General features: G+C 59.6%; 22 protein-coding genes. 11 read left to right on the forward strand and 11 right to left on the reverse strand.

The window, feature by feature from the left end; all coding sequences use genetic code 11:
* Nucleotides 1-7: 7 nt before the first annotated feature.
* Entirely contained in the window at nt 8-826 is an 819-nt protein-coding gene (aroE, locus tag ACFZPT_RS00385; protein ID WP_034101648.1) for a shikimate dehydrogenase, read from the reverse strand.
* Nucleotides 826-1,758 (reverse strand): oxygen-dependent coproporphyrinogen oxidase, encoded by a 933-nt coding sequence (gene hemF, locus ACFZPT_RS00390; protein WP_034101647.1) that lies wholly within the window; start codon nt 1,756-1,758, stop codon nt 826-828. Before hemF ends, aroE begins: the two co-directional genes overlap by 1 nt.
* A 176-nt stretch (nt 1,759-1,934) precedes the next feature.
* Between hemF and ACFZPT_RS00395 the strand changes: the two genes are divergently transcribed.
* Nucleotides 1,935-2,912, forward strand: a complete 978-nt coding sequence (locus tag ACFZPT_RS00395; RefSeq protein ID WP_034101646.1) for a quinone oxidoreductase — start codon at nt 1,935-1,937, stop codon at nt 2,910-2,912.
* Nucleotides 2,913-2,993: 81 nt separating this feature from the next.
* Here ACFZPT_RS00395 and ACFZPT_RS00400 read toward each other — a convergent pair whose 3' ends face one another.
* The 3 genes from ACFZPT_RS00400 to ACFZPT_RS00410 all read right to left on the reverse strand — a co-directional run bounded on the left by ACFZPT_RS00400 (nt 2,994) and on the right by ACFZPT_RS00410 (nt 5,557).
* On the reverse strand, nt 2,994-3,551 hold the full coding sequence (locus ACFZPT_RS00400; protein ID WP_034101645.1) for an L-threonylcarbamoyladenylate synthase: 558 nt from the start codon (nt 3,549-3,551) through the stop codon (nt 2,994-2,996).
* A 71-nt stretch (nt 3,552-3,622) separates the two neighbouring features.
* Nucleotides 3,623-4,717: a DNA-processing protein DprA gene (gene dprA / locus ACFZPT_RS00405; protein ID WP_099312975.1), complete on the reverse strand. Its 1,095-nt coding sequence runs from the start codon at nt 4,715-4,717 to the stop codon at nt 3,623-3,625.
* A 63-nt stretch (nt 4,718-4,780) separates the two neighbouring features.
* Complete coding sequence (locus ACFZPT_RS00410; RefSeq protein WP_099312974.1) at nt 4,781-5,557, reverse strand: peptidoglycan-binding protein; 777 nt, start codon at nt 5,555-5,557, stop codon at nt 4,781-4,783.
* 135 nt (nt 5,558-5,692) lie between these two features.
* Here ACFZPT_RS00410 and def point away from each other — a divergent pair, with 135 nt between their 5' ends.
* The 5 genes from def to ACFZPT_RS00435 all read left to right on the forward strand — a co-directional run bounded on the left by def (nt 5,693) and on the right by ACFZPT_RS00435 (nt 10,247).
* Nucleotides 5,693-6,199: a peptide deformylase gene (gene def, locus ACFZPT_RS00415; protein WP_034101640.1), complete on the forward strand. Its 507-nt coding sequence runs from the start codon at nt 5,693-5,695 to the stop codon at nt 6,197-6,199.
* A 69-nt stretch (nt 6,200-6,268) separates the two neighbouring features.
* Nucleotides 6,269-7,222, forward strand: a complete 954-nt coding sequence (fmt, locus tag ACFZPT_RS00420) for a methionyl-tRNA formyltransferase (RefSeq protein ID WP_099312973.1) — start codon at nt 6,269-6,271, stop codon at nt 7,220-7,222.
* On the forward strand, nt 7,219-8,529 hold the full coding sequence (gene rsmB, locus ACFZPT_RS00425) for a 16S rRNA (cytosine(967)-C(5))-methyltransferase RsmB (protein ID WP_099312972.1): 1,311 nt from the start codon (nt 7,219-7,221) through the stop codon (nt 8,527-8,529). Before fmt ends, rsmB begins: the two co-directional genes overlap by 4 nt.
* Before the next feature lie 21 nt (nt 8,530-8,550).
* The gene (gene trkA, locus ACFZPT_RS00430) at nt 8,551-9,924 is read left to right on the forward strand and encodes a Trk system potassium transporter TrkA (RefSeq protein WP_034101634.1); all 1,374 of its coding nucleotides are present in this window, start codon (nt 8,551-8,553) and stop codon (nt 9,922-9,924) included.
* Between the two features lie 17 nt (nt 9,925-9,941).
* Nucleotides 9,942-10,247, forward strand: a complete 306-nt coding sequence (locus tag ACFZPT_RS00435; RefSeq protein WP_047882303.1) for a tetratricopeptide repeat protein — start codon at nt 9,942-9,944, stop codon at nt 10,245-10,247.
* Between the two features lie 95 nt (nt 10,248-10,342).
* Here the strand turns inward: ACFZPT_RS00435 and ACFZPT_RS00440 are convergent, their stop codons facing one another.
* Together ACFZPT_RS00440 and ACFZPT_RS00445 are read right to left on the reverse strand one after the other, a co-directional pair.
* Nucleotides 10,343-11,230 carry a lysophospholipid acyltransferase gene (locus ACFZPT_RS00440; RefSeq protein WP_034101631.1) on the reverse strand — a complete coding sequence of 296 codons (888 nt, stop codon included), beginning with the start codon at nt 11,228-11,230 and terminating at the stop codon, nt 10,343-10,345.
* Nucleotides 11,231-11,270: 40 nt separating this feature from the next.
* Entirely contained in the window at nt 11,271-11,828 is a 558-nt protein-coding gene (locus tag ACFZPT_RS00445) for a DNA-3-methyladenine glycosylase I (protein ID WP_034111085.1), read from the reverse strand.
* A gap of 81 nt (nt 11,829-11,909) precedes the next feature.
* Between ACFZPT_RS00445 and glyQ the strand changes: the two genes are divergently transcribed.
* From glyQ to ACFZPT_RS00465, 4 genes are all read left to right on the forward strand, one after another.
* Nucleotides 11,910-12,863, forward strand: coding sequence for a glycine--tRNA ligase subunit alpha (gene glyQ / locus ACFZPT_RS00450; RefSeq protein ID WP_003187265.1), 954 nt, complete (start codon nt 11,910-11,912; stop codon nt 12,861-12,863).
* A complete protein-coding gene (gene glyS / locus ACFZPT_RS00455; RefSeq protein ID WP_034101629.1) occupies nt 12,860-14,914 on the forward strand; it encodes a glycine--tRNA ligase subunit beta in 2,055 nt (684 codons plus the stop codon). The genes glyQ and glyS overlap by 4 nt, the downstream gene beginning before the upstream one ends.
* A 2-nt stretch (nt 14,915-14,916) precedes the next feature.
* Nucleotides 14,917-15,453, forward strand: coding sequence for a D-glycero-beta-D-manno-heptose 1,7-bisphosphate 7-phosphatase (gmhB, locus tag ACFZPT_RS00460; RefSeq protein WP_167389864.1), 537 nt, complete (start codon nt 14,917-14,919; stop codon nt 15,451-15,453).
* Nucleotides 15,454-15,536: 83 nt separating this feature from the next.
* Nucleotides 15,537-16,307, forward strand: a complete 771-nt coding sequence (locus tag ACFZPT_RS00465) for a 1-acyl-sn-glycerol-3-phosphate acyltransferase (RefSeq protein ID WP_034101628.1) — start codon at nt 15,537-15,539, stop codon at nt 16,305-16,307.
* 180 nt (nt 16,308-16,487) lie between these two features.
* Here the strand turns inward: ACFZPT_RS00465 and ACFZPT_RS00470 are convergent, their stop codons facing one another.
* Nucleotides 16,488-18,767, reverse strand: a complete 2,280-nt coding sequence (locus ACFZPT_RS00470) for a CHASE2 domain-containing protein (RefSeq protein WP_047882302.1) — start codon at nt 18,765-18,767, stop codon at nt 16,488-16,490.
* A gap of 396 nt (nt 18,768-19,163) precedes the next feature.
* Between ACFZPT_RS00470 and ACFZPT_RS00475 the strand changes: the two genes are divergently transcribed.
* Nucleotides 19,164-19,886: a response regulator transcription factor gene (locus ACFZPT_RS00475; RefSeq protein WP_034111079.1), complete on the forward strand. Its 723-nt coding sequence runs from the start codon at nt 19,164-19,166 to the stop codon at nt 19,884-19,886.
* A gap of 105 nt (nt 19,887-19,991) precedes the next feature.
* On the opposite strand, the gene gyrB is transcribed toward ACFZPT_RS00475, so the two are convergent.
* Genes gyrB through dnaN form a run of 3 tightly spaced genes read right to left on the reverse strand, consistent with a single transcriptional unit; the run spans nt 19,992 to nt 24,641 of the window.
* Nucleotides 19,992-22,409, reverse strand: coding sequence for a DNA topoisomerase (ATP-hydrolyzing) subunit B (gene gyrB, locus ACFZPT_RS00480; RefSeq protein WP_034101625.1), 2,418 nt, complete (start codon nt 22,407-22,409; stop codon nt 19,992-19,994).
* Between the two features lie 4 nt (nt 22,410-22,413).
* Complete coding sequence (gene recF / locus ACFZPT_RS00485; protein WP_034101623.1) at nt 22,414-23,517, reverse strand: DNA replication/repair protein RecF; 1,104 nt, start codon at nt 23,515-23,517, stop codon at nt 22,414-22,416.
* A 20-nt stretch (nt 23,518-23,537) separates the two neighbouring features.
* Nucleotides 23,538-24,641 carry a DNA polymerase III subunit beta gene (gene dnaN, locus ACFZPT_RS00490; RefSeq protein ID WP_099312968.1) on the reverse strand — a complete coding sequence of 368 codons (1,104 nt, stop codon included), beginning with the start codon at nt 24,639-24,641 and terminating at the stop codon, nt 23,538-23,540.
* Nucleotides 24,642-24,655 lie beyond the last annotated feature (14 nt).

The following is a 24,655-nucleotide window of genomic DNA, read 5'->3' on the forward strand; positions in this document are numbered from 1 at the left end:
AGGGGCGTCAGGCCAACTGCCGACGCAACTCAGCCAGCACCGGAGCCGATGCCGGGCGCACGTCACGCCACAGGAAGAACGCTTCGGCCGCCTGTTCCACCAGCATGCCCAAGCCATCCATCGAGACGGCGGCGCCGTGCTGCGTGGCCCAGCGGCAGAAGGGGGTAGGGTCCTTGGCGTACATCATGTCGTAGCAAAAAGTCCTACCCGGTTCGATCAGGCTGCTGGCAATCGGCGGTACATCGCCTGACAAACTGGCGGAGGTGGCGTTGATAATGACGTCCACTGGCTCACGCAGCCAATCAAAACCACTGGCCGACACTGGGCCCAGGTCATCGAACAACTCGGCGAGCAATTCGGCTTTTTCCACTGTGCGGTTGGCGATGATCAGCGAAGCCGGGTGTTCGGCCAACAACGGTTCCAGCGCCCCACGCACCGCGCCGCCGGCGCCCAGCAGCAGGATGCGTTTACCGTTGAGGCTCAACCCGGCATTGACCGTCAGGTCACGCACCAGCCCGGCGCCGTCGGTGTTATCGCCCAGCAGGGTGCCATTGGCGAGTTTGCTCAAGGTGTTCACCGCACCGGCGCGCTTGGCGCGTTCGGTGAGGGTGTCGGCCAGGCGATAAGCGTCTTCCTTGAACGGCACGGTGACATTGGCGCCACGGCCCTGTTGAAAAAACTCACGGGCACAGCCGGTAAAGTCCTCCAGCGGTGCAAGCAACGTGCTGTAGTCCAACTGTTCGCCAGTCTGCTCGGCGAACATCCGGTGAATCAGCGGCGATTTGCTGTGGCCGATGGGGTTGCCGAAGACGACGTAGCGATCCATCAGTTCGCCGCCTTGGGGGCCGCGATGCCGAGCCAGTCGCGGTCCTGCAGGAAGTAATCGGTCAGACGCGCTTCTTCGCTGCCGGCCTCGGCTTTCCAGTCATAGCTCCAGCGCACCTGCGGCGGCAGCGACATCAGGATCGACTCGGTACGGCCACCCGATTGCAGGCCAAACAAGGTGCCGCGGTCGTAGACCAGGTTGAACTCGACGTAGCGGCCACGACGGAACTCCTGGAACTCGCGTTGTTGCTCGGTATAAGCCATGGCCTTGCGGCGCTGCACGATCGGTAGGTAGGCGTCGATATAGGCGTCGCCGATGGCGCGAATAAAGGCGAAACAGGTGTCGAAGCCCCACTCGTTCAAGTCATCGAAGAACAGGCCGCCGATGCCACGCGGTTCGTTGCGGTGCTTGATGTGGAAGTAGGTGTCGCACCAGGCTTTGTAACGCGCGTAGACGTCGGGGCCGAACGGCGCACACGCCTGCTCGGCCACACGGTGCCAGTGGATGCAGTCTTCTTCGTTGGCGTAGTAAGGGGTGAGGTCGAAGCCGCCGCCAAACCACCACACCGCTTCTTCGCCTTCTTTTTCGGCGATGAAAAAACGCACGTTGGCGTGGGACGTCGGCACATAGGGGTTGTGCGGGTGAATCACCAGTGACACGCCCAGCGCTTCAAACCCGCGACCGGCCAACTCTGGGCGATGGGCGCTGGCGGACGGTGGGAGGCCGCTGCCGAACACGTGGGAAAAGTTAACGCCGCCTTTTTCGATCACCGTCCCGTTCGCGATCACACGGGTGCGACCGCCGCCGCCGGCAGGCCGGGTCCAGGCGTCTTCGATAAAGCGAGTGTCCGTCTCGAAGGTTTCCAGGGCGCTGCAAATGCGGTCTTGCAGGTCAAGCAGGTAGGCCTTTACAGCCTCGGTGCGGGTAGTCATGGCATCACCTTGAATCGGGCAAAGCTACGCGAGGCCATCAGGCGTCGGCGGCAAATGGGCGCACAGGATACCACCGCGCTTAATGAGCACTGCACTTAGGTGCGCCGCAGTTGACGAAGATCAAGCATAGGAGTCCGATAGGGGCCTTCGTGAAAACGACCCAAGGAGAAGTGCAGATGGCCAAGCGTATCCAGTTCAGTGCCCATGGCGGCCCCGAAGTACTTGAATATGTGGACTACACGCCGGCGGAACCGGGCCCACAGCAGGTTCGCGTACGTAATGAGGCGATAGGCCTGAACTTCATCGACACCTATTTCCGCAGCGGCCTCTACGCACCGCCATCCCTGCCATCGGGGCTGGGCGCGGAAGGGGCCGGCGTGGTGGATGCAGTGGGCAGCGAGGTCACGCAATTCAAGGTCGGCGATCGCGTCGCCTACGGCAGCGGCCCGTTGGGCGCCTATAGCCAGTTGCATGTGCTGCCTGCCGCCAACTTGGTGCACTTGCCCGACGACATCAGCTTCGAACAAGCCGCCGGGGCCATGCTCAAGGGTCTGACGGTGCAGTACCTGCTGCGCCAGACCTATGAATTGAAGGGTGGTGAAACCATCCTGTTCCATGCCGCCGCCGGTGGCGTGGGCTCGCTGGCCTGCCAATGGGCCAAGGCCCTGGGCGTTAAGTTGATCGGTACGGTAAGTTCGCCGGAGAAAGCCGCATTGGCCAAATCCCTCGGCGCGTGGGAAACCATCGACTACAGCAAGGAAGATGTCGCACAGCGAGTGCTGGAATTGACCGACGGCAAAAAAGTCCCGGTGGTGTATGACGGCGTCGGCAAGGACACCTGGCTGACCTCGCTGGACAGCGCCGCACCACGCGGGCTGGTGGTGAGCTTCGGCAACGCATCGGGCGCGGTGGATGGGGTAAACCTGGGGATTCTGGCGGCGAAAGGTTCGCTGTATGTCACCCGGCCAACCCTGGCGACCTACGCCAACAATCCACAAAACTTGCAGGCAATGGCTGACGATCTGTTCTCGATGATCCAAAGCGGCAAGGTACGCATCGATATCAACCAGCGATATGCGCTGGCCGAGGCGGCCAAGGCGCAGACCGAGCTGTCGGGACGGCGTACAACGGGGTCGACCATCCTGTTACCTTGACGGGCTGAGGTGCCTGGGCTGGTTGGCCTGCTTAACAGGCCAACCGAAACCAGCGCCTTCGCCCCAGGGTAGGTGCGAGGATCAAGACGGGCGGACCACCTTGCCCGTCGCCAGGTCGCGAATCAGGCTCGGGTTCTTGCGTCCGCCCAGGGCACCACCCAACACCAGGTCTAGCTGGCCACGGAAGTACTGCTCCACGCGGATCCGCGTTCGTGCCGCCGGGCGGCCCTGGGGGTTGGCGGAGGTGGAAATCAGCGGCCCCACCAGTGCGCACAAGTCCCGTACCAGCGGATGATCGCTTACCCGCAACGCTACCGTGTCGTGCACGCCGGTGACCCATTCCGGCAACAGATTCTGATGCGGCACCAGCCAGGTATTGGGCCCGGGCCAGGTACTGGCCATGCGCTCGATCCAGGCCTGCGGGAAGTCTTCGAACAGAAAATCGAACTGGCGGATATTGTCCGCCACCAGGATCAGGCCTTTGTCCACCGAACGATTCTTGATCGCCAGCAGCCGATCCACCGCCTCTTCGTTCCAAGGGTCGCAGCCCAGGCCCCAGACCGCCTCGGTCGGATAGGCAATCACCGCGCCTGCGCGAACCTCTTGTGCGGCTTTCAGCACACGCCACCTGTTGACCATGGTTTAACTCTCCGGACTAAAGCTGTGCGCAGTTTACCCATCTTCTTTGCAAAACCTAGCAGCACAAAAACCTAGCCACGCGCGAGCCAGCGCCCGCTCTCGCAGATGACCTGGCCTTCCAGCTCCAGCTCGGTGAGCGTCGCCAGCACTTGGGATAATGTGCGCCCGCTGGCAATGGCCAACCCCTCGCTGGTCTGGGGAGCAGCGTGCAGCAGTGCGACCAGCGGATGAGTAACCGGGATCGGCGCCGGCTGTGATAACGCCTGCCAGCCACGCAACCCTTCCAGAATATGCTCGATGGTTTCCACCAGCACCGCACCCTCGCGGATCAACTGATGGCAGCCCTTGGCGCCAGGGTGATGGATAGAGCCAGGGATTGCGTACACCTCACGGCCCTGCTCGGCCGCCAGTTTGGCCGTAATCAGCGAACCGCTGGCCATGCTGGCTTCCACCACCAGTACGCCCAGGGACAGCCCGCTGATGATCCGGTTACGCCGTGGAAAGTTGGCAGCCTGGGGCGCGGCATCCAGCGGAAACTCAGAAACCACCGCGCTGCCTTGAGCAATCATCGCCGCGGCAAGGCGCCGATGACGTTGTGGATAAAAATTTTCCACTCCCGTGCCCAGCACGCCGATTGTCTGACCGCCCACCTCCAGCGCAGCCTGATGCGCCGCGCCGTCGATACCCAACGCCAAGCCACTGGTGATGACAAACCCGGCACCCGCCAGGCTGCGGGAAAACGCAGCGGCGGTGTCCATACCTGGGCGGGATGCGCGACGACTGCCGACCACCGCCAACTGCGGTTTTTCCAGAATGCCAGGGTCGCCGGCAATGAATAACAACGGCGGTGCATCATCGATCTGAGCCAACAGTGCCGGGTATTCAGGCTGATCCCACATCAACAAATGCTGGGCCGGATGCTCAAGCCACGCCAATGCCGCGCTGGCACCGTCGCGGATGTCCTGGCTTCGCCGTGCCTCGGCGCTGATGGCCGGCAAGCCCAGAGATCGCCAGGCACTGGCAGGGGCGCTGATGGCTTTGGAGGCGCAACCGAACGCCTCAATCAACAAACGAAAACGCTTCGGCCCCAGCTCTGGCAGCCTGTGCAACCGTAGGCGGGCCTCCAGTTCTGATGGGGAAATTTCGTGGCTGTTTATTGGAGTCATCTGATCATCCTTGACCGGAACAAGCTGTGGATAAGTCTGTTGGTAACTTATTTAGCAGGCTACTTATTGGGTTTGACGGGCAGTCTCGAAACGGTCCATCACCGCCAATGATTGTGAAGCGCTGAGCACCAGGCCAAAGCTGAGCTTTTCATAGGTGCGAAACACCAGCAGGGTGCCGGCGGGCTCATCGGGAAGCGTTACCGGGGAGTCATTCAGGGAGTCCCTGATGGTGGCACCGGCTTTGATGACGGTCAGCAACTGGCCTTCGACCAAGCCATCGCGACGACCTTTGTCCAGAGTGACGGCGTCGAGTACCCCAATCTGGGTGACGCCTCGGGGGACATCGATGATGCGCCCTTCGATAAACGCCGCATTCAGCGGCACTTTGAGCCTTGCCAGGTCCACCGCAGGCTCGGCACGCAGCAAGCGATCACCGGGGCGTACCTCTTGGGTCACCCGTTGCAGCGCCAGGGTGCTCAGATCACCAGAGTGGATAAAGCGAGCATTGCCTATATCGTCGGCATTGACGCCCAGCAATTCATGGGTGGCAGGGTCCGTGTAAAGCTTGCCGCGCCGCACCACGGCGTAGGCGGGCTGGGCGGGATCCAAAACGCCACGGGCATGCACACGCTCACCGTTGGCGCCCATGACCCGACCGTTGTCGGCCGCGATAATGTAAGGCGCTGTGTCCAGATCCTCGGGTTTATCCAGAATGCGGTTATGCAGCAGGAAGCGTTGGATGGCCTGTTGCGTCGATGGATCGAGAGGCTGGTCTGGCCGCGGCAAGAACGCCATGGCAAACGGCGCCCACAGCAGCAAGACGAGTAGCGATTTCCTCATGGGGTCAATCTCCTTTATTATGTGCGTTCGCGTGAAATGCCTTGGCCTTCGCGGCTTTCGAGCGTTTCACACCGGCCGTATGGGTCCATCCCACCGCCGATTTGCCTTTACCTCACATGTGCAGCAATTACGCTTATGGCTATTTTGAACATCCTCGAATTTCCCGACTCGCGCCTGCGCACGATCGCCAAACCGGTGGCCGTAGTGGACGACAAGGTTCGTCAGTTGGTCGATGACATGTTTGAAACAATGTATGAAGCCCCGGGCATCGGCCTCGCCGCGACCCAGGTCAACGTGCATCAGCGCGTCGTGGTCATGGACCTGTCGGAAGATCGCAGCGAACCACGGGTGTTCATCAACCCCGAATTCGAACCGCTGACCGACGAGATGGGCGAATACCAGGAAGGCTGCCTGTCGGTGCCGGAGTTCTACGAGAACGTCGAGCGCCCGTTGCGCGTGAAAATTAAGGCTCTGGACCGTGATGGCAAGCCCTATGAACTGATCGCCGACGGCCTGCTTGCGGTATGTATCCAGCACGAGTGCGACCACCTCAACGGCAAACTGTTTGTCGATTACCTGTCCACGCTTAAGCGTGACCGGATCAAGAAGAAGCTGGAAAAAAAGCATCGCCAGCAAGCTTGATGCCCCTCTTCCAAAGGCTTGCTGCGGCAAGCCTTTTTCTTTTGTGACTGTTTTTAACCGAGAACGCCCATGACCGAGCCACTGCGCATTGTTTTTGCCGGTACACCCGAATTTGCCGCCGAACACCTCAAGGCGCTGCTCGCCAGCCCCTATGAGGTGGTCGCGGTGTACACCCAGCCGGATCGCCCGGCCGGGCGTGGGCAAAAACTGATGCCGAGCCCGGTCAAGCAACTGGCGCTGGAACACAACATCCCAGTGCTGCAGCCGCCGACCCTGCGCAACGCCGAGGCCCAGGCCGAATTGGCCGCGTTACAACCGGACCTGCTGGTGGTGGTGGCCTACGGTCTGATCCTGCCTCAGGCCGTCTTGGATATCCCACGCCTGGGCTGCATCAACAGCCACGCCTCGCTATTGCCGCGCTGGCGCGGTGCGGCGCCGATCCAGCGTGCCGTCGAGGCCGGCGACAGCGAAAGCGGCGTGACCGTGATGCGCATGGAAGCAGGCCTGGACACCGGCCCGATGCTGTTGAAAGTCACCACCCCAATCACCGCCGAAGACACCGGCGGCAGCCTGCACGACCGCCTCGCCGAGCTGGGCCCGCCAGCCGTGATCCAGGCCATCGCCGGCCTGGCTGCCGGTACCCTGCAAGGCGAAGTGCAGGACGACAGCCTGGCCACTTACGCACACAAATTGAACAAAGACGAAGCACGCATCGACTGGCGCCGCCCGGCCGTGGAGCTGGAGCGCCTCGTGCGGGCCTTCAACCCCTGGCCGATCTGCCACAGCGCCCTCAATGGCGAAGCCCTGAAAGTGCTGGCCGCTACCTTGGCCGACGGCACCGGCGCGCCCGGTGAGATCATCGGCGCCAGCAAGGACGGCCTGCTGGTGGCCTGCGGCGAACAGGCGCTATGCCTGACTCGTCTGCAATTGCCCGGTGGCAAAGCGCTGAATTTCAGCGATTTGTTCAACAGCCGACGTGAGAAGTTTTCCCTGGGTACCGTCCTCGGGGCAGCCGTCCAATGAACCCTCGTCTGGCCGCCGCCAAGGCACTCGCCGCCGTTCTCAACGGCAAGGCATCGCTCAACAGTTCGCTGCCCACACAGTTGGATAAGGTTGAAGATCGCGATCGCGGTTTCACTCAGGACCTGGCCTTCGGCACAGCCCGCTGGCAACCACGTTTGTCGGCGTTGGCAGCCAAGCTGTTGCAAAAGCCGTTCAAGGCGGCGGATGCGGATGTCGAAGCGCTGCTTTTGGTGGGCCTCTATCAACTGCTCTACACCCGGGTGCCGGCCCACGCCGCCATCGGAGAAACCGTCGGCTGTGCCGACAAACTGAAAAAGCCCTGGGCCAAGGCCCTGCTCAACGCCGTGCTGCGCCGCGCCCAGCGTGAAAGCGAAGCGCTGCTGGCCGAGCTTGAACATGACCCGGTGGTTCGTACCGCCCACCCACGTTGGTTGCAGAAATCCCTGAAAGCTTTTTGGCCGCAGCAGTGGGAAGCGATCTGCGCAGCCAACAATGCGCACCCGCCGATGATCCTGCGAGTCAATCGCCGCCATCATCAGCGCGACGCCTACCTGAAACTGCTCAGCGATGCCGGTCTCAGCGCCACGCCATGCGCCTACAGCGTCGACGGCATCGTGCTCGAAGCCGCCACCGATGTGCGCAGCCTGCCGGGGTTTGCCGAGGGTTGGATCAGCGTGCAGGACGAAGCCGCACAGCTGGCCGCCGACCTGCTTGATCTGGCGCCAGGCCAACGTGTGCTGGATGCCTGCTGCGCGCCGGGCGGTAAGACGTGTCACATTCTGGAAGTGGAAAAAGACCTGGCGCAGGTAGTCGCCGTCGACTTGGAAGCCAAGCGCCTGGTGCGTGTACGGGAAAACCTTGCGCGCCTGGGCCTGAGCGCCGAACTGATTGCCGCCGACGGTCGCGACACCGCCACTTGGTGGGACGGCAAACCTTTCCAGCGCATTCTGCTCGATGCGCCATGCTCTGCCACCGGCGTGATCCGCCGCCACCCGGACATCAAACTCACCCGCCAAGCCGATGACATCGCCGCCCTCGCCGCGCTGCAAGGGGAGTTGCTCGCTGCCCTGTGGCCAACCCTGGAAGTCGGCGGCATTCTGCTCTACGCCACTTGCTCCACTTTACCCACCGAGAACACCGAGGTCATTGAAGCCTTTCTCGCGCGCACCAGCGGGGCGCGGGAGCTGGACCTCGCCACCGCGGCCGGTATCAAACAGCCCCATGGCCGCCAACTGCTTGCGCAGGAAGGCGGGCACGATGGCTTCTACTACGCCAAACTGATCAAGATCGCCGCCGCGCGCGGCTAAAGGCTTTGAGGGAGTGACCGGATGAAAATCATCATCCTAGGCGCAGGGCAGGTCGGTGGCACGTTGGCTGAACATTTGGCCAGCGAAGCCAATGACATCACCGTGGTGGACACCGACGCCGAGCGTCTGCGGAATTTGGGTGACCGCCTGGATATCCGAACCGTACAAGGCCGCGCCTCGTTTCCTACCGTACTGCGCCAAGCCGGTGCCGACGACGCCGACATGCTGGTCGCCGTGACCAATAGCGACGAAACCAACATGGTCGCCTGCCAGGTCGCCCACACGTTGTTTCACACGCCGACCAAGATCGCCCGGGTGCGTGAGGCCGCCTACCTGACCCGCGCAGGGCTGTTCGATAACGATGCGATCCCGGTGGATGTCTTGATCAGCCCGGAGCAGGTGGTTACCCACTACATCAAGCGCCTGATCGAGATCCCCGGCGCCTTGCAGGTGATCGACTTCGCCGAAGGCAAAGCGCAGCTGGTAGCGGTGAAGGCCTATTACGGCGGGCCTTTGGTGGGCCAGCAGTTGCGCCAATTGCGCGAACATATGCCGAACGTCGAAACCCGCGTGGCGGCGATTTTCCGTCGTGATCGGCCGATCCTGCCCCAGGGCGACACGGTGATCGAAGCCGACGACGAAGTGTTTTTCATCGCCGCCAAAGCGAATATTCGCGCAGTCATGAGCGAAATGCGCCGACTGGACGAAACCTACAAGCGCATCGTCATCGCCGGCGGCGGGCAAATCGGTGAGCGTTTGGCAGAGGCCATCGAAAGCCGCTACCAGGTCAAGATCATCGAGATGAGCCCTGCACGCTGCCGGCATTTATCCGACACCTTGGACAGTACGGTCGTACTCCAAGGCAGCGCTTCAGACCGCGACCTGCTGGTGGAAGAGAACATCGCCGACGCCGATATTTTCCTGGCGCTGACCAACGATGACGAGGCAAACATCATGTCCTCCCTGCTGGCCAAGCGCCTGGGGGCAAAAAAGGTGATGACCATCATCAACAATCCGGCCTATGTGGACCTGATCCAGGGTGGCGATATCGACATCGCCATCAGCCCGCAACTGGCGACCATCGGCACTTTGCTCGCCCATGTGCGCCGTGGCGATATCGTCAGCGTGCACTCCCTGCGCCGGGGCGCGGCGGAAGCGATTGAGGCGATTGCCCACGGCGATTCGAAGTCGAGCAAGGTCATCGGCAAGGCCATTCGCGACATTGGCCTGCCGCCGGGCACCACCATTGGCGCGATCATTCGCGATGAAGAGGTGATCATTGCCCACGACGACACGGTGATCGCCACTGGTGACCACGTCATCCTTTTCCTTGTGGATAAGAAACATATCCGTGACGTGGAGAAACTGTTCCACGTGGGGCTGAGCTTTTTCTGATTTAGGAGTACGCCGGCATGCTTGAATCCCTGGAGAAAATGCTCGCCAAGGGTGTGGATAACTCGCTGCTGCGCTTTGGCCTGGGCAAGGGTTATTTGGATTTGAAGGACAACGCCAAGGCAGCGGAGCATTTGCAGCGGTGCGTCGGCTTTGATCCGAAATATTCGGCGGCGTGGAAGTTGTTAGGCAAGGCGCAATTGGGCCTGGGCGATAACACCGCAGCACGACAGGCGTGGGAGAAGGGCGTCGAAGCGGCCCAGGCCCACGGCGACAAGCAGGCCGAGAAAGAGATGATGGTGTTCCTGAAGAAACTCGACCGCTGAACCCGAGCAGATCGAAAATGTAGGAGGGGCGGTGCGACGATTCGACTTGCCCCCTCCCACATTTGGTTTGCCGTTGTTTTTCGGTCAGCAGTAGGTCAGTACCACCGTGCTTCACCCGGCGGACGTTTCTTGAAGCGCTTCATGCTCCACATGTACTGGCTCGGGTAGGCGCCGACGTAACGTTCCACCACCTTGCTCATCGCCGCGCAGGACGTGGCGGTGTCGGTGCTGTACATGTCTTCCGGCGCCGCTTCCAGGATCACTTTGTAGCCCGAACCGTCCGGCAAGCGCAGGGCATGCAGGAACACGCCCACAGCCTTGTGGCCGGCGAGCATGTTGGGCACGAATTTGCTGGTGAGGGCTTGGGTGGCGAAGAACGGTACGAAGATTCCCGCGGACTCCGCCGGTTCCGGGTCGGCGGGAATACCCACTTGGCCACCTTTGCGCACTTCCTTGATCACACTCAGGATGCCTTCCTTGGTGGACGCAGCTACGCGGTTGCCCAGTTGCACCCGTTGTTTGCGCAGTAATTCGTCCACCGCCTTGAGCTTGGGCGGGCGGTAGAAAATGATCGGTTTGCACTGGCTGCAATAGAAGTGGTTCAACACTTCCCAGTTGCCCAGATGACTGGTGATGCCCACCACGCCTTTACCCGACGCCAGAGCCTCGTGCAGGACTTCCAGTCCTTCGACTTCACGCACCAGGTCGATGGAGCGCTGGGCCGGCCAGATCCAGGCGCAGGCGCTTTCGGTCAGGGACTTGCCGATGTCCATCAGACTGCGGCCGACTAGCCGCTCGCGCTCGGCGGGGTCCATGTCCGGAAAGCATTTGGAGAGGTTGATCCGCACCGTGTCGCGAGAGCGGTTGGGGGTTTTCCACATGACCCAGCCAATCGCGGTACCGACGGCCTGGACAGCGCGCCAGGGCAGTAGGGCGAACAACCGGAGAGCGCCTACCAACAAGGCGCCTTTAAACTTTTCCACAGGTCACTCCTGATCGTGTGCGGTGCGCAAAGCGCGCATTCTAACCGGCGTTGACCAACTGCGCGTAACGGTCGCAATCCTGAGTGTGATCCATGACCATGCCCGAGGCCTGCATAAAGGCGTAGCAAATGGTCGGACCGACAAAGGTGAAACCGGCTTTTTTCAAGGCTTTGCTCATCGCCTCGGCCTCTGGCGTGATCGCCGGAACTTCACTGCGATCCTTGAAGTGATTGATCTTGGGCACGCCACCGACGAAAGACCATAGCAAGCCCACCGGGTCTTCCAGCGCCAGCCAGGCAGCCGCATTGCGGCGGGTGGCGTTGAGCTTCAAGCGATTGCGCACGATGCCTGGGTCCTGCATCAACGCTTCGATTTCATCATCGCTCAAGCGCGCCAGGCGCTGGGCGTCGAAGCCGAACAACACCTTTCGATAATGCTCGCGTTTGCGTAAAACGGTGATCCAGGACAGGCCCGCCTGGAACCCTTCGAGCAATAACAACTCGAACAAACCCTGCGCATCGCGCAGCGGCGTTCCCCACTCTTGATCGTGATAAGCCATGTACAGCGGATCTTCAGAACACCAAAAGCAGCGTGGCATAAGGCTCCAGGGGATGGTGGCGCGGCCGAATCGGGTATACTCCCGCTCTTTAAATCGCAGCCCAAGTAACAGGTGAATTTCGTGAGCCAGCCTACGCCAGCCGTGCGTACCTTCCAAGACTTGATCCTCGCCCTCCAGCAATACTGGGCCGAGCAAGGTTGTGTGGTACTTCAGCCCTACGATATGGAAGTAGGCGCCGGCACTTTCCACACCGCAACATTCCTACGGGCCATCGGCCCGGAAACCTGGAACGCCGCTTATGTGCAGCCCAGTCGCCGCCCGACTGACGGCCGCTACGGCGAAAACCCGAACCGTCTGCAGCACTACTACCAGTTCCAGGTGGTATTGAAGCCCAACCCGGACAATTTCCAGGAACTGTACCTGGGCTCGCTCAAGCATGTGGGCCTGGACCCTCTGGTACACGACATCCGTTTCGTCGAAGACAACTGGGAATCGCCGACCCTGGGCGCCTGGGGTCTGGGCTGGGAAGTCTGGCTCAACGGTATGGAAGTGACGCAATTCACGTACTTCCAGCAGGCCGGCGGCATCGAGTGCTACCCGGTGACCGGCGAAATCACCTACGGCCTGGAACGCCTGGCGATGTACCTGCAAGGTGTGGACTCGGTCTACGACCTGGTATGGGCTGACGGCCCGTTCGGCAAAGTCACCTATGGCGACGTGTTCCACCAGAACGAAGTGGAGCAGTCGACCTATAACTTCGAACACGCCAATGTCGACAAGCTGTTCGAACTGTTCGATTTCTATGAAAGCGAAGCCAAGCGCCTGATCGAGTTGGATCAGCCGCTGCCGTTGCCGAGCTATGAAATGGTGTTGAAGGCTTCCCATACCTTCAACCTGCTGGACGCCCGCCGCGCCATCTCGGTGACCGCGCGTCAGCAATACATCCTGCGTGTACGCACCCTGGCGCGTTCCGTCGCCCAAGCCTACCTGCTGGCACGCGCCAAGCTGGGCTTCCCGATGGCAACCCCGGACCTGCGTGATGAAGTGTTGGCTAAGCTGGAGGCTGCACAATGAGTGCTCAAGATTTCCTGGTTGAACTGGGCACCGAAGAGCTGCCACCCAAGGCACTCAATACCCTGGCCGATGCGTTCCTGGCCGGGATCGAAAAAGGCCTGCAGACCGCAGGTTTGAAGTTTGAAGCGAAAAAAGTCTACGCCGCGCCGCGCCGCCTGGCGGTGTTGCTGACCGCGCTGGAAACCCAACAGCCGGACCGCAGCATAAACCTCGACGGCCCGCCGCGCCAGGCCGCGTTCGACGCCGAAGGTAACCCGACCCAGGCCGCCCTTGGCTTTGCCAAAAAATGTGGCGTCGAGCTGAGCGACATCGATCAAAGTGGTCCGAAACTGCGCTTTAGCCAGGTGATTACCGGCAAGCCGACCGCCAGCCTGTTGCCGACCATTGTCGAAGACTCCCTGAACGACCTCCCGATTCCCAAGCGCATGCGCTGGGGCGCGCGCAAGGAAGAGTTCGTGCGTCCGACCCAGTGGCTGGTGATGCTGCTCGGTGACCAAGTCATCGACTGCACCATCCTCGCCCAGAAGGCTGGCCGCGACTCCCGCGGTCACCGTTTCCATCATCCGCAAAGCGTGCGCATCACCTCGCCGGCCAATTACCTCAGTGACCTGCGCGGCGCTTACGTATTGGCCGATGCCAATGAACGTCGTGAACTGATCAGCAAGCGCACCGAAGAGCTGGCCCGCCTGCAGGAAGGCACCGCCATCGTGCCGCCGAACCTGCTCGACGAAGTAACCGCGCTGGTTGAATGGCCGGTGCCGTTGGTGTGCTCGTTCGAAGAGCGCTTCCTCGACGTGCCGCAGGAAGCCCTGATCACCACCATGCAGGACAACCAGAAGTATTTCTGCCTGCTGGACATGGATGGCAAGTTGCTGCCGCGCTTTATCACCGTGGCCAACATCGAGAGCAAGGACCCGCAGCAGATCATCGCCGGTAACGAGAAAGTCGTTCGCCCGCGCCTGACCGACGCCGAGTTCTTCTTCAAGCAAGACAAGAAGCAGAAGCTGGAAGACTTCAACCTGCGCCTGCAGAACGTGGTGTTCCAGGAAAAACTCGGCAGTGTCTATGACAAGGCCGTCCGGGTTTCGAAACTGGCCGCTTACATTGCACCGCGCATTGGCGGTGATGCCGCCTGGGCCGCGCGTGCGGGCTTGCTGTCCAAGTGCGACCTGGCCACCGAGATGGTCGGTGAGTTCCCCGAGATGCAAGGCGTCGCCGGTTACTACTACGCCCTCAACGACGGCGAGCCGAACGACGTGGCTTTGGCGCTGAACGAGCAGTACATGCCGCGCGGTGCCGGCGCCGAGTTGCCGTCCACCCTGACCGGCGCGGCCGTGGCCATCGCCGATAAGCTGGACACCCTGGTCGGCATCTTCGGTATCGGCATGCTGCCGACCGGTAGCAAAGACCCCTATGCCCTGCGCCGTGCGGCCTTGGGCGTGCTGCGCATTCTGATCGACAAGAAGCTCGACCTCGACCTGACCCAGGCCGTGGTGTTCGCGGTCGGCCAGTTCGGCGGCAAGGTCAAGCAGGCCGGCCTGGCTGAACAAGTGCTGGAATTCGTGTTCGACCGTCTGCGTGCGCGTTACGAAGACGAGGGCGTGGACGTGTCGGTGTACCTGTCGGTTCGCGCTCTGCAACCGGGCTCGGCACTGGACTTCGACCAGCGCGTACAAGCCGTGCAGGCGTTCCGCAAGTTGCCGGAAGCCGACGCACTGGCGGCCGTGAACAAGCGTGTGTCGAACCTGCTGAGCAAGGCCGAAGGCCTGGGCAATGCCGACGTCGACCCTGGCCTGTTTGCCGATGCCAAGGAGTTCTCGCTGAACTCGGCCATCGCCAAGGCCGAGAATGCGGTGAAACCGCTGATTGCAGAACGCAATTACGCCGAAGCACTGGCGCGCCTGGCTACCTTGCGTGAGCCGGTGGATGCGTTCTTCGAAGCGGTGATGATCAATGCCGAAGATGCCGGTGTACGGAAAAACCGCTACGCCATGCTCGCGCGTCTGCGCGGCTTGTTCGTCAATATCGCCGATATTTCGACCCTGAGCTGACCATGCTGAAACTGCTGATTCTCGATCGGGACGGGGTGATCAATTACGACTCCGACGCTTACATCAAGTCGGTGGAGGAGTGGATTCCACTGCCCGGCTCGATCGAGGCCATTGCGCAGTTGAGCAAAGCCGGCTGGACGGTGGCCGTCGCCACCAACCAGTCCGGCATTGCCCGTGGCTACTATGACCTCGCAACCCTGGACGCCATGCACGCGCGCTTGCGCACGTTGGTGGCCGAGCAGGGCGGTGAGGTGGGGTTGGTGGTGTACTGCCCCCATGGACCGGACGAGGGCTGCGATTGCCGCAAACCCAAGCCGGGCATGTTGAAAACCATTGCAGAACATTACAACGTGCCATTGGCTGGGATATGGTTCGTCGGAGACAGCCTCGGTGACCTGGAGGCGGCCAAGGCCGTCGACTCTCAGCCAGTTTTGGTAAAGACCGGGAAAGGCGAAAAGACCCAGGCGAAAAACCTGCCGGTAGGCACTTTGATTTTTGACGATCTGGCGGCAGTTGCCGCAGAACTTATCAACAACTAGCCGCCCTCGACTTCCTGACCAAGGATTGTTCGGGAGTGCGCTGTTCAACAGGCGGGCCGTGTCCCGCAACGGTAAATGCCGCCATGTCGATCTTGCAGGCCATCAGAACCTTTTTCTTTTACCTGCTGCTGGGCACCAGTTCGTTTCTCTGGTGCACCCTGAGCTTTTTTATTGCGCCGTTCCTGCCGTTCAAGGCGCGCTATCGCTTTATCAACGTCTACTGGTGCCGCTGCGCTTTGTGGTTGGCCAAGGTATTCCTGAATATCCGTTTCGAGGTCAAGGGCGCGGAAAACGTCCCGCAGCAGCCTTGCGTGATTCTGTCGAACCATCAGAGCACCTGGGAAACGTTCTTTCTCTCGGCATACTTTTCGCCCCTGAGCCAGGTGCTCAAGCGCGAGCTGCTGTATGTTCCGTTCTTCGGTTGGGCCATGGCCATGTTGCGGCCGATCGCGATTGATCGAGACAACCCCAAAGCCGCGCTCAAGCACGTTGCCAAGAAGGGCGATGAGCTACTCAAAGATGGTGTGTGGGTACTGATCTTCCCCGAAGGCACACGAGTACCCTACGGCACTGTGGGCAAGTTCTCCCGTGGCGGGACGGCTTTGGCGGTCAACGCCAATCTGCCGGTATTGCCGATTGCCCATAACGCCGGCAAATTCTGGCCAAAAACTGGCTGGGCCAAACGCGAAGGCACGATCACTGTGGTGATTGGCGAACCGATGTACGCCGAAGGAGAGGGCCCAAGGGCTATTGCAGCGCTGAACGACCGTGCTCAGGCGTGGAATGAAGCGCAGCAACGGGCCATGGGCTCACTGCCTCCGGAGCCGGTGGTGGTGGACACGCCCGTCGTTTGAAGTTCTGTGGATAACCTGTGCACGGATTGTTGGCAAATGGCTCTTTTTTCAACATAACTAGCTGATTTTATTGAATATTCAAAAAAAGAATAAAATCACCAAAACCGTGCATAAGTTTTTCCAGCTATAAAAAACCGGTCCTGATGACCGGTTTTTTTGTGCCTGTGAAAAAGCCGTTACTCATTCATCCAAAAGGGGCAAACGTAGGCTGAAGGCGGTGCCTTTGCCCAGTGTACTTTCGCAGTCGATCCGGCCTCTGTGGCGCTCAACCACCGCTTTAACCATCGTCAGCCCCAACCCCAGCCCTTCGCTGCCCTGTGCAGAATCAAAGCGCCGGTACTGGCTGAACAGCTCCGGCAAATCCTCTGGTGCTATACCTGGGCCCTGGTCGCTGATCCGGCATTCCAACCAGCCCTGCTCACTGGCGTGACTCAACCTGACGGTAGTCCCGGAAGGTGAGTATTTGACGGCATTCTCCAGCACGTTAAACAACGCACGCGTCAGCAGCGATTGGTCGGCTGACACCATGCCTTCGTCAGTCTCATCCAGATCATGAACCAGGTGTATGCCTTTGAGCTGGGCGATCACTGCCACTTGGTCGAAGGCATCCATCACCAACATGGCGAACAAAGTCGGCTGGAATTGATAGCCGTCGGCCTCAGCTTTCGCCAACTGCACAAATGACTCCGTGAGGCTCAGCGCACGTCGAACTTGTTGTTCGACCTGGGCAAACACCGGCGACTCACCGCTGTGCACATCCAGTAACGCGAGGATGGCCGAGTGGGGCGCACGCAGGTCATGGGACAGGAACCGCAGCATGGTTTCTCGATGCTGCTGGGCCTCGCGCTCTTTGCTCAGGTCGGTGAGGCTCAGCAGCCAGCCGAGGGCGATGTCCCCTTCAGCCGGTAGCAACGGGGCAAGCTCCATGCGCAGACTGCGTTGATGGATGTCGCGAAACTCCACCAATTCCAACGCCGACAGGGCGGGGCGCACGCCATTGTGCAGCGGTGGATAGCCCAGATCGGCAAGTTGCTCCAGCAGGTTTTCGGCGACCAGGTCATTACCGAACACCTCACGGGCAATGCGGTTAGCCAACAGAATATTGCCGCGGGGGTCGGTAATCAGCGTGGCCACCGGCAGGCATTCCAACCCATCAGCCATAAAACGGCGGGTGTCCCGCGTGCGGCTGACGGCCTGTTCCAAGGCAAAAATGCGTGCTTGCAACACATCACCACGGCTGGCGGGTGCGCGGCGACGTTCGGGAAGCACCTTGGGCTCGTTATCCAGACGCGCCAGTTCCCAACCGAAATAGGCCAGGATCACACTCAGGCGACGCCAATTCCAGATCAGGTAGCTGAGCAGCAAACCGATCAAACACGCGGCGGGGGACCACCAGTGACCCAACCGCAGTAACCCCAAAGCGATAAGCAACGCCGTGAGCATGCAGCCCACGGTCATCCACAGGGCATAGCGGGGACGATGAAGCAGCAGGCCCAGCAGCACCGCCACAAGACTCGTCGCTAGCAGCGCCGCCAGCCATCCTGGCAGATCCACGATGCTGCGTCCCTGGAGCAAGGCATTGAGAACGTTGGCCTGGATGTCCAACCCGGCCGTGGCGCCGACAGCGGAGGAGAGCGGGCTGAAAAAATAATCGCCCAGGCCTGAGTCCATCGCCCCCACCAAAATCAGGCGGCCATGCAGCATTTCAGGTGGTACCTCACCATGCAATACGCTGACATAAGAGACGCTGGGAAACCGGGTATCAGACGCAATAACGGGGACACGAACCCCATACTCGCGCTGCCAACGTTGCGATATCGACGCCTGCGGGGTGCCCGGCATCGGGTTCGGCTCCCTGCCCATTTCATAAGCCAACCAGGCCAACTGCGGGACGGTGGCACCGGCAGGTCCCTCACGTAGGTACAGACTGCGCACCACGCCATCAGGGTCGGCTTCTACGTTGATATGGCCCAGCCCTTTGGCACATTTAAGCAGGGGCAACATTTGCGCGTCGGCCTGGCTGTAGCGAGAAGAGCCTTCGCGAACCAACGGCAGCACTACATTGCCGGCGTTACATAAGGCGTCAGACAGGCGCTTGTCGCTCGCAGGTTCTTCAGGTTCGCTGAAGATGACATCCAACAGAACTCCTTCCGGTTGTGCAGCGTTGAGGCGGTCAATCAAATCGGCGTGCACGCTGCGTGACCATGGCCACGGCCCCAGTTTCTTGAGGCTCGGTTCGTCGATGGTCACCAGCAATACGCGCGGATCCACCGGTAGAGGAGTGAGGCGGCGAAAAGTGTCATAGAAGGAGTTATTCAGCGCCAACCCCGAACTCACCGACAGGTAGGCCGTCATAGGCAGCAGCAGCAAGCCAATCCACACCCATTCGCGCACCAGGCCATGAAACAACCGCTGGGCGTGGGTCGGTTGGCGTTTTTCAGCCTTGCCCCAAAGCATCATAGGTCACCGTATCTAAGCAGTGGCTGGATAGGCACACACGCCTTGACCCCAGTGAAGCTCATTTTCGACCCGCTGGAGGATGTTTCCTGCTTGAAGTTCATGAAGGCATTGCCCGTGGCGAATTGAGCACGATGGGATTATTTGGCGGTAACTCGGACAGGAGTCTACGACAGCTCATGCGTCGGCTGATCCTTTTCCTTACTATCGGGAGTCGGTATCTTCCCTACCTGAGTAGCGAGGATTTCCATGTTAACCGCTCATGGACTTCAGCCTACCGAGAGATCCAGGGAGCGCCGTTTCTGAGCACAATTCTTCAGATTCAACGGCCGGCATCTGCGCAGTACGTGCCTTGATCAGGCTGACGGCTGCCGTACTCTTCAATGAAAGGACCCACCCATGCGTGTCGCAATACTGGATGACGAACCCGCGGAATTGCGCCGGGTGGAACAGACACTGCGACAAATCCCTGGTACCACTGAACAGCCTTGGACCCTGCATTGTTTCGAGCGGGGTGAAGACCTGCTACGCCAGTTACGTCGAGAAACCTTTGATCTACTGATACTCGACTGGCAGTTGCCAGACATCACCGGTATCGCACTGCTGCGCTGGACACGCGAACACATGGATGCGCCCCCTGCGGTCATCATGCTGACCAGCCGTGACGCTGAAAGCGATATTGTCACGGCGTTGAACAGCGGTGCCGATGACTATGTCAGCAAACCGTTTCGCCCGAATGAATTGAAGGCGCGTGTCAGCGCGGTTCTTCGCCGCCATGGCCTGCAAAAATCCACGACCCATGAACTGCAAAGTTTCAACGACCTGACTTTTGACGATGCTGAACTGACAGTCACCCGCGCAGGAAAACCGATCAACCTCACCGAGCGCGAGTACCGATTGGCCAGCTGCCTGTTCGCCAATCTGGCGCGTCCGCTGTCTCGCGAATACCTTTATGAGCGATTCTGGACGCACGAAGAAATGGTCTCGTCTCGGCCGCTAGATACGCATATCTATCGACTGCGTAATAAGCTGGGACTGACTGCCGATAGGGGATGGCAGCTGTTAACCATTTATGGATATGGCTATCGCTTGGAAAGTGTTCCTACCAGCTCGGCGGGTTAAGTAGGCCGATGTTCCACGTGGAGCATTTGCAAAACTGGTCATCCAACAATAAAAAAGGCCAACGCAGAGCGTTGGCCTTTCTTGTTTTTGGCGCGTTAATCGAACTTAGAAATCCAAGTTAGAAACTGCCAAGGCGTTGCTTTCGATGAAGTCACGACGAGGTTCGACCGCATCACCCATGAGGGTGTTGAAGATCTGATCCGCGCCAATCGCGTCTTCGATGGTCACGCGCAGCATACGACGCTGGCTTGGATCCATGGTGGTTTCCCACAATTGATCGGGGTTCATTTCGCCCAGACCTTTGTATCGCTGAATGGTGTGGCGCTTGGTGCTTTCGGCCATCAGCCAGTCAAGGGCTTCTTTGAATTCCTTAACCTGTTTCTTACGCTCGCCACGCTGGATGTAAGCACCGTCGTCGAGCAGGGTGCTTAGTTGTGCGCCCAGGGTCACCACGGTCTTGTAATCATTGCTGCCGAAGAAGTCGCGGTTGAAAGTAACGTAGTTCGACAGGCCGTGGGAGATCAGCTCGACCTCTGGCAGCCAGACATTACGCTCACGGTCTTCACGCAGGCTGGCCTTGTAGACCAGGCCGGATTTCTCAACGGTGCGCAGACGCACTTCATACTGAGCCAGCCAATCTTGCATTGCTGCGTGGTCGCTCAACTGTTCCAGGCTAACGGCCGGCAAGTAGATGAAGTGCTCGGTCAACTCCTGCGGGTACAGGCGCGACAGGCGCTTGAGGGTCTTCATCACCATTCGGAAGTCGTTAACCAGGCGCTCCAACGCTTCACCGGAAATGCCTGGCGCTTCGTCATTCAAGTGCAGGCTGGCATCTTCCAGGGCCGACTGCGTCATGTATTCTTCCATGGCGTCGTCGTCTTTGATGTATTGCTCTTGCTTGCCTTTTTTCACTTTGTACAACGGTGGCTGAGCGATGTAGATGTAGCCACGCTCGATCAGCTCTGGCAATTGACGGAAGAAGAACGTCAGCAGAAGGGTACGAATGTGCGAACCGTCGACGTCAGCATCGGTCATGATGATGATGTTGTGATAACGCAATTTGTCGATGTTGTACTCTTCGCGGCCAATACCGCAGCCCAACGCCGTGATCAAGGTGCCGACTTCCTGAGAGGAAATCATCTTGTCGAAGCGCGCCTTCTCAACGTTGAGGATCTTACCTTTCAACGGCAGGATGGCTTGGGTACGGCGGTTACGACCCTGCTTGGCGGAACCGCCAGCAGAGTCACCTTCCACCAGGTACAGTTCGGAGAGGGCAGGGTCTTTCTCTTGGCAGTCCGCCAATTTGCCCGGCAGGCCGGCAATATCCAGCGCGCCTTTACGACGGGTCATCTCACGAGCCTTACGCGCCGCTTCACGCGCGCGAGCGGCATCGATCATCTTGCCGACAACCAGCTTGGCTTCGTTCGGGTTCTCCAGCAGGAAGTCGGAGAAGTATTTACCCATCTCCTGTTCCACAGCGGTCTTCACTTCAGAAGACACCAGCTTGTCTTTGGTCTGGGAGCTGAACTTAGGGTCCGGCACTTTCACCGAGATGATCGCCGTCAGACCTTCGCGTGCATCGTCACCCGTAGTGGCGACTTTATGCTTCTTGGCCAAGCCTTCGGCTTCGATGTAGGTATTAAGGTTACGCGTCAGCGCCGAACGGAAACCCACAAGGTGAGTACCCCCGTCGCGCTGCGGAATGTTGTTGGTGAAGCACAACAGGTTCTCGTTGAAGCTGTCGTTCCATTGCAGGGCGATTTCCACGCCGATGCCGTCTTCACGCTGGATGTTGAAGTGGAACACCTGGTTGACCGGCGTCTTGTTGGTGTTCAGGTACTCAACGAACGCACGCAAACCGCCTTCGTACTTGAACAGTTCTTCCTTACCGCTGCGCTCGTCTTTGAGGACGATACCTACACCGGAGTTAAGGAAAGACAGTTCACGGATGCGTTTGGCCAGAATGTCCCAGCTGAAATGAATATTCTTGAAGGTCTCGCTGGAAGCCTTGAAGTGAATTTGGGTGCCCGTGGTTTCGCTGTCTCCCACAATGGCCATAGGCGCTTGAGGCACACCGTGCACATAGGTCTGCTCCCAGATCTTGCCGCTACGACGTACGGTCAGGATCAGCTCTTCAGACAAAGCGTTCACTACCGAAACACCTACGCCGTGCAATCCGCCGGATACTTTATAGGAGTTGTCGTCGAATTTGCCGCCGGCGTGGAGCACGGTCATGATGACCTCTGCCGCAGATACGCCTTCTTCTTTATGCACATCTACCGGGATGCCACGACCGTTGTCGCGCACGGTGATGGACTCATCCGGATGGATGATGATGCTGATGTCGTCGCAGTGACCGGCCAGAGCTTCGTCGATGGAGTTGTCGACCACCTCGAACACCATGTGGTGCAGACCGCTACCGTCATCAGTGTCGCCAATGTACATACCGGGACGTTTGCGTACGGCATCCAAACCTTTCAGCACTTTAATGCTGGTCGAGTCGTACGTGTTTTCTTCGCTCATGCCTTCACTCCCGATGGTCGTGGGTCTGGGTGATACGGCCTTGTTCCACGTGGAACAAAGCGACTGGCGTTTCCGTCTGCCAGCCTTCCCTCAATAATTCGTGGTCTACACAAGTGATAAACACTTGGCAGCGTAAGTCTTCCAACAAGCGGCATAACGAGCGGCGATGTTGCTCGTCAAGTTCGGACGGCAGGTCATCCACCAGATAAATACACTGACCGCGCCGGGCCTGGCTCACCAAGTGGCCCTGGGCGATACGCAAAGCGCACACCACCAACTTTTGCTGACCGCGGGACAAGATGTCCGCGGCATTATGAGCGCCTAATCTAAGACGCAAATCAGCCCGTTGAGGGCCGGCCTGGGTGTGACCAATCTGCTGATCCCGCTGCAAGGACGTGGCGAGAACTGCACTGAGTTCACGCTCTTTGTCCCAACCACGGTAGTAGCTCAGCGTCAGCCCTTCGAGATCCAGTAACTCTCTCAAGGTCTGTTCAAAGACTGGTTTCAAGGCTTTGATGTAGGCACGGCGGTATTCATCTATTTCGTCGCTGGCCAGGCACAGTTCACGGTCCCAGGCCGCTTGCGAAGCGGCGTCAAGTGTACCATGCCGCAGCCACGAGTTCCGCTGCCGCAGGGCCTTCTGCAGGCGCTGCCATGTGGCCATAAATCGCGGTTCCACGTGGAACACTCCCCAATCGAGGAATTGCCTGCGTATTTTTGGCGCACCTTCCAGTAGCCGGAAGCTATCCGGATTGATCAGCTGCAGCGGCAGAATTTCGGCCAACTGAGCCGCGCTACGAGCATTTTGCCCATCTATACGGATCTGAAACTCTCCCCCGCGATCACGGGATATTCCCAAACTGCTGTGCCCACCCTCAGCCAGTTCGACCTGGCCAAACACGGTGCAAGCCAACTGTTCGTATTGAATAACCGGTAAAAGACGAGCACTGCGAAAAGAACGCGCGAGCCCCAACAAATGAATGGCTTCCAGCACACTGGTTTTGCCACTGCCATTGGCGCCGTGGAGGATATTGATGCGGGGGGAGGGGGAGAAGGTCACCGGGTGCAGATTGCGCACCGCGGTGACCGAGACGCGACTGAGGGACATCTAGCTTCTGCTGAGCATGGTTACAGGCGCATCGGCATGACAACGTAAGCCGAGTCGTCGTTATCGGATTCCTGCACCAGCGCGCTGCTGTTGGAGTCCGACAGAATCAGGCGAATCTGTTCGGTGGTCATCACACCCAGCACGTCCAAGAGGTAGCTCACGTTGAAGCCGATTTCCAGCGAGCCGCCGTTGTAGTCGACGCCCACTTCTTCTTCCGCTTCTTCCTGTTCTGGGTTGTTAGCCTGGATCTTCAGCTGACCATTGGCCAATTGCAGACGGATACCACGGTACTTTTCGTTGGACAGAATGGCAGTACGACTGAACGCTTCGCGCAGCGCCTGGCGATCGCCGATCACCAGCTTGTCGCCACCTTTAGGCAATACACGCTCGTAATCCGGGAACTTGCCATCAACCAACTTGGAGGTGAACGTGAATTCGCCCGTAGTGGCGCGGATGTGATGCTGGCCCAAAACGATGCTCACATTGCCGTCCGGCTCAGTGAGCAGGCGTGCCAGCTCAAGAATACCTTTGCGTGGCACGATGACTTGATGACGATCGGGCTGACCGATATCGGCGCGCATCGAGCACATCGCCAAGCGGTGACCGTCGGTAGCGACCGCGCGGATGACGCCTTCGGATACCTCCAGCAACATGCCATTTAGGTAATACCGCACATCCTGCTGGGCCATGGCGAAGCTGGTGCGTTCGATCAAACGGCGCAGTCTGCTCTGTTCCAGGCTGCACGTCAGCGAGCCGGGACCTTCTTCGACGGTCGGGAAATCATTGGCCGGCAGCGTGGACAGGGTGAAACGGCTACGGCCAGCTTTTACCACCAGCTTCTGTTCATCAACCTTGATGTCGATCAGCGCATCGTTCGGCAGGCTTTTGCAGATATCCATCAACTTGCGCGCCGGTACGGTGATCTCGCCCGGTTCAGCAGGCTCTTCCAACTGCACACGGCCCACCAACTCGACTTCCAGGTCGGTACCGGTCAAGGACAATTGCTGGCCTTCGACCACCAGCAATACGTTAGAGAGTACCGGCAAGGTCTGACGGCGCTCGACGACGCCTGCGACCAGTTGCAGGGGTTTCAACAGGGCTTCGCGTTGAATGGTGAAATGCATGGTCTAGTCCCTTG

Source organism: Pseudomonas sp. MD330_10 (assembly GCF_042610415.1).
Lineage (GTDB): Bacteria > Pseudomonadota > Gammaproteobacteria > Pseudomonadales > Pseudomonadaceae > Aquipseudomonas > Aquipseudomonas rhodesiae.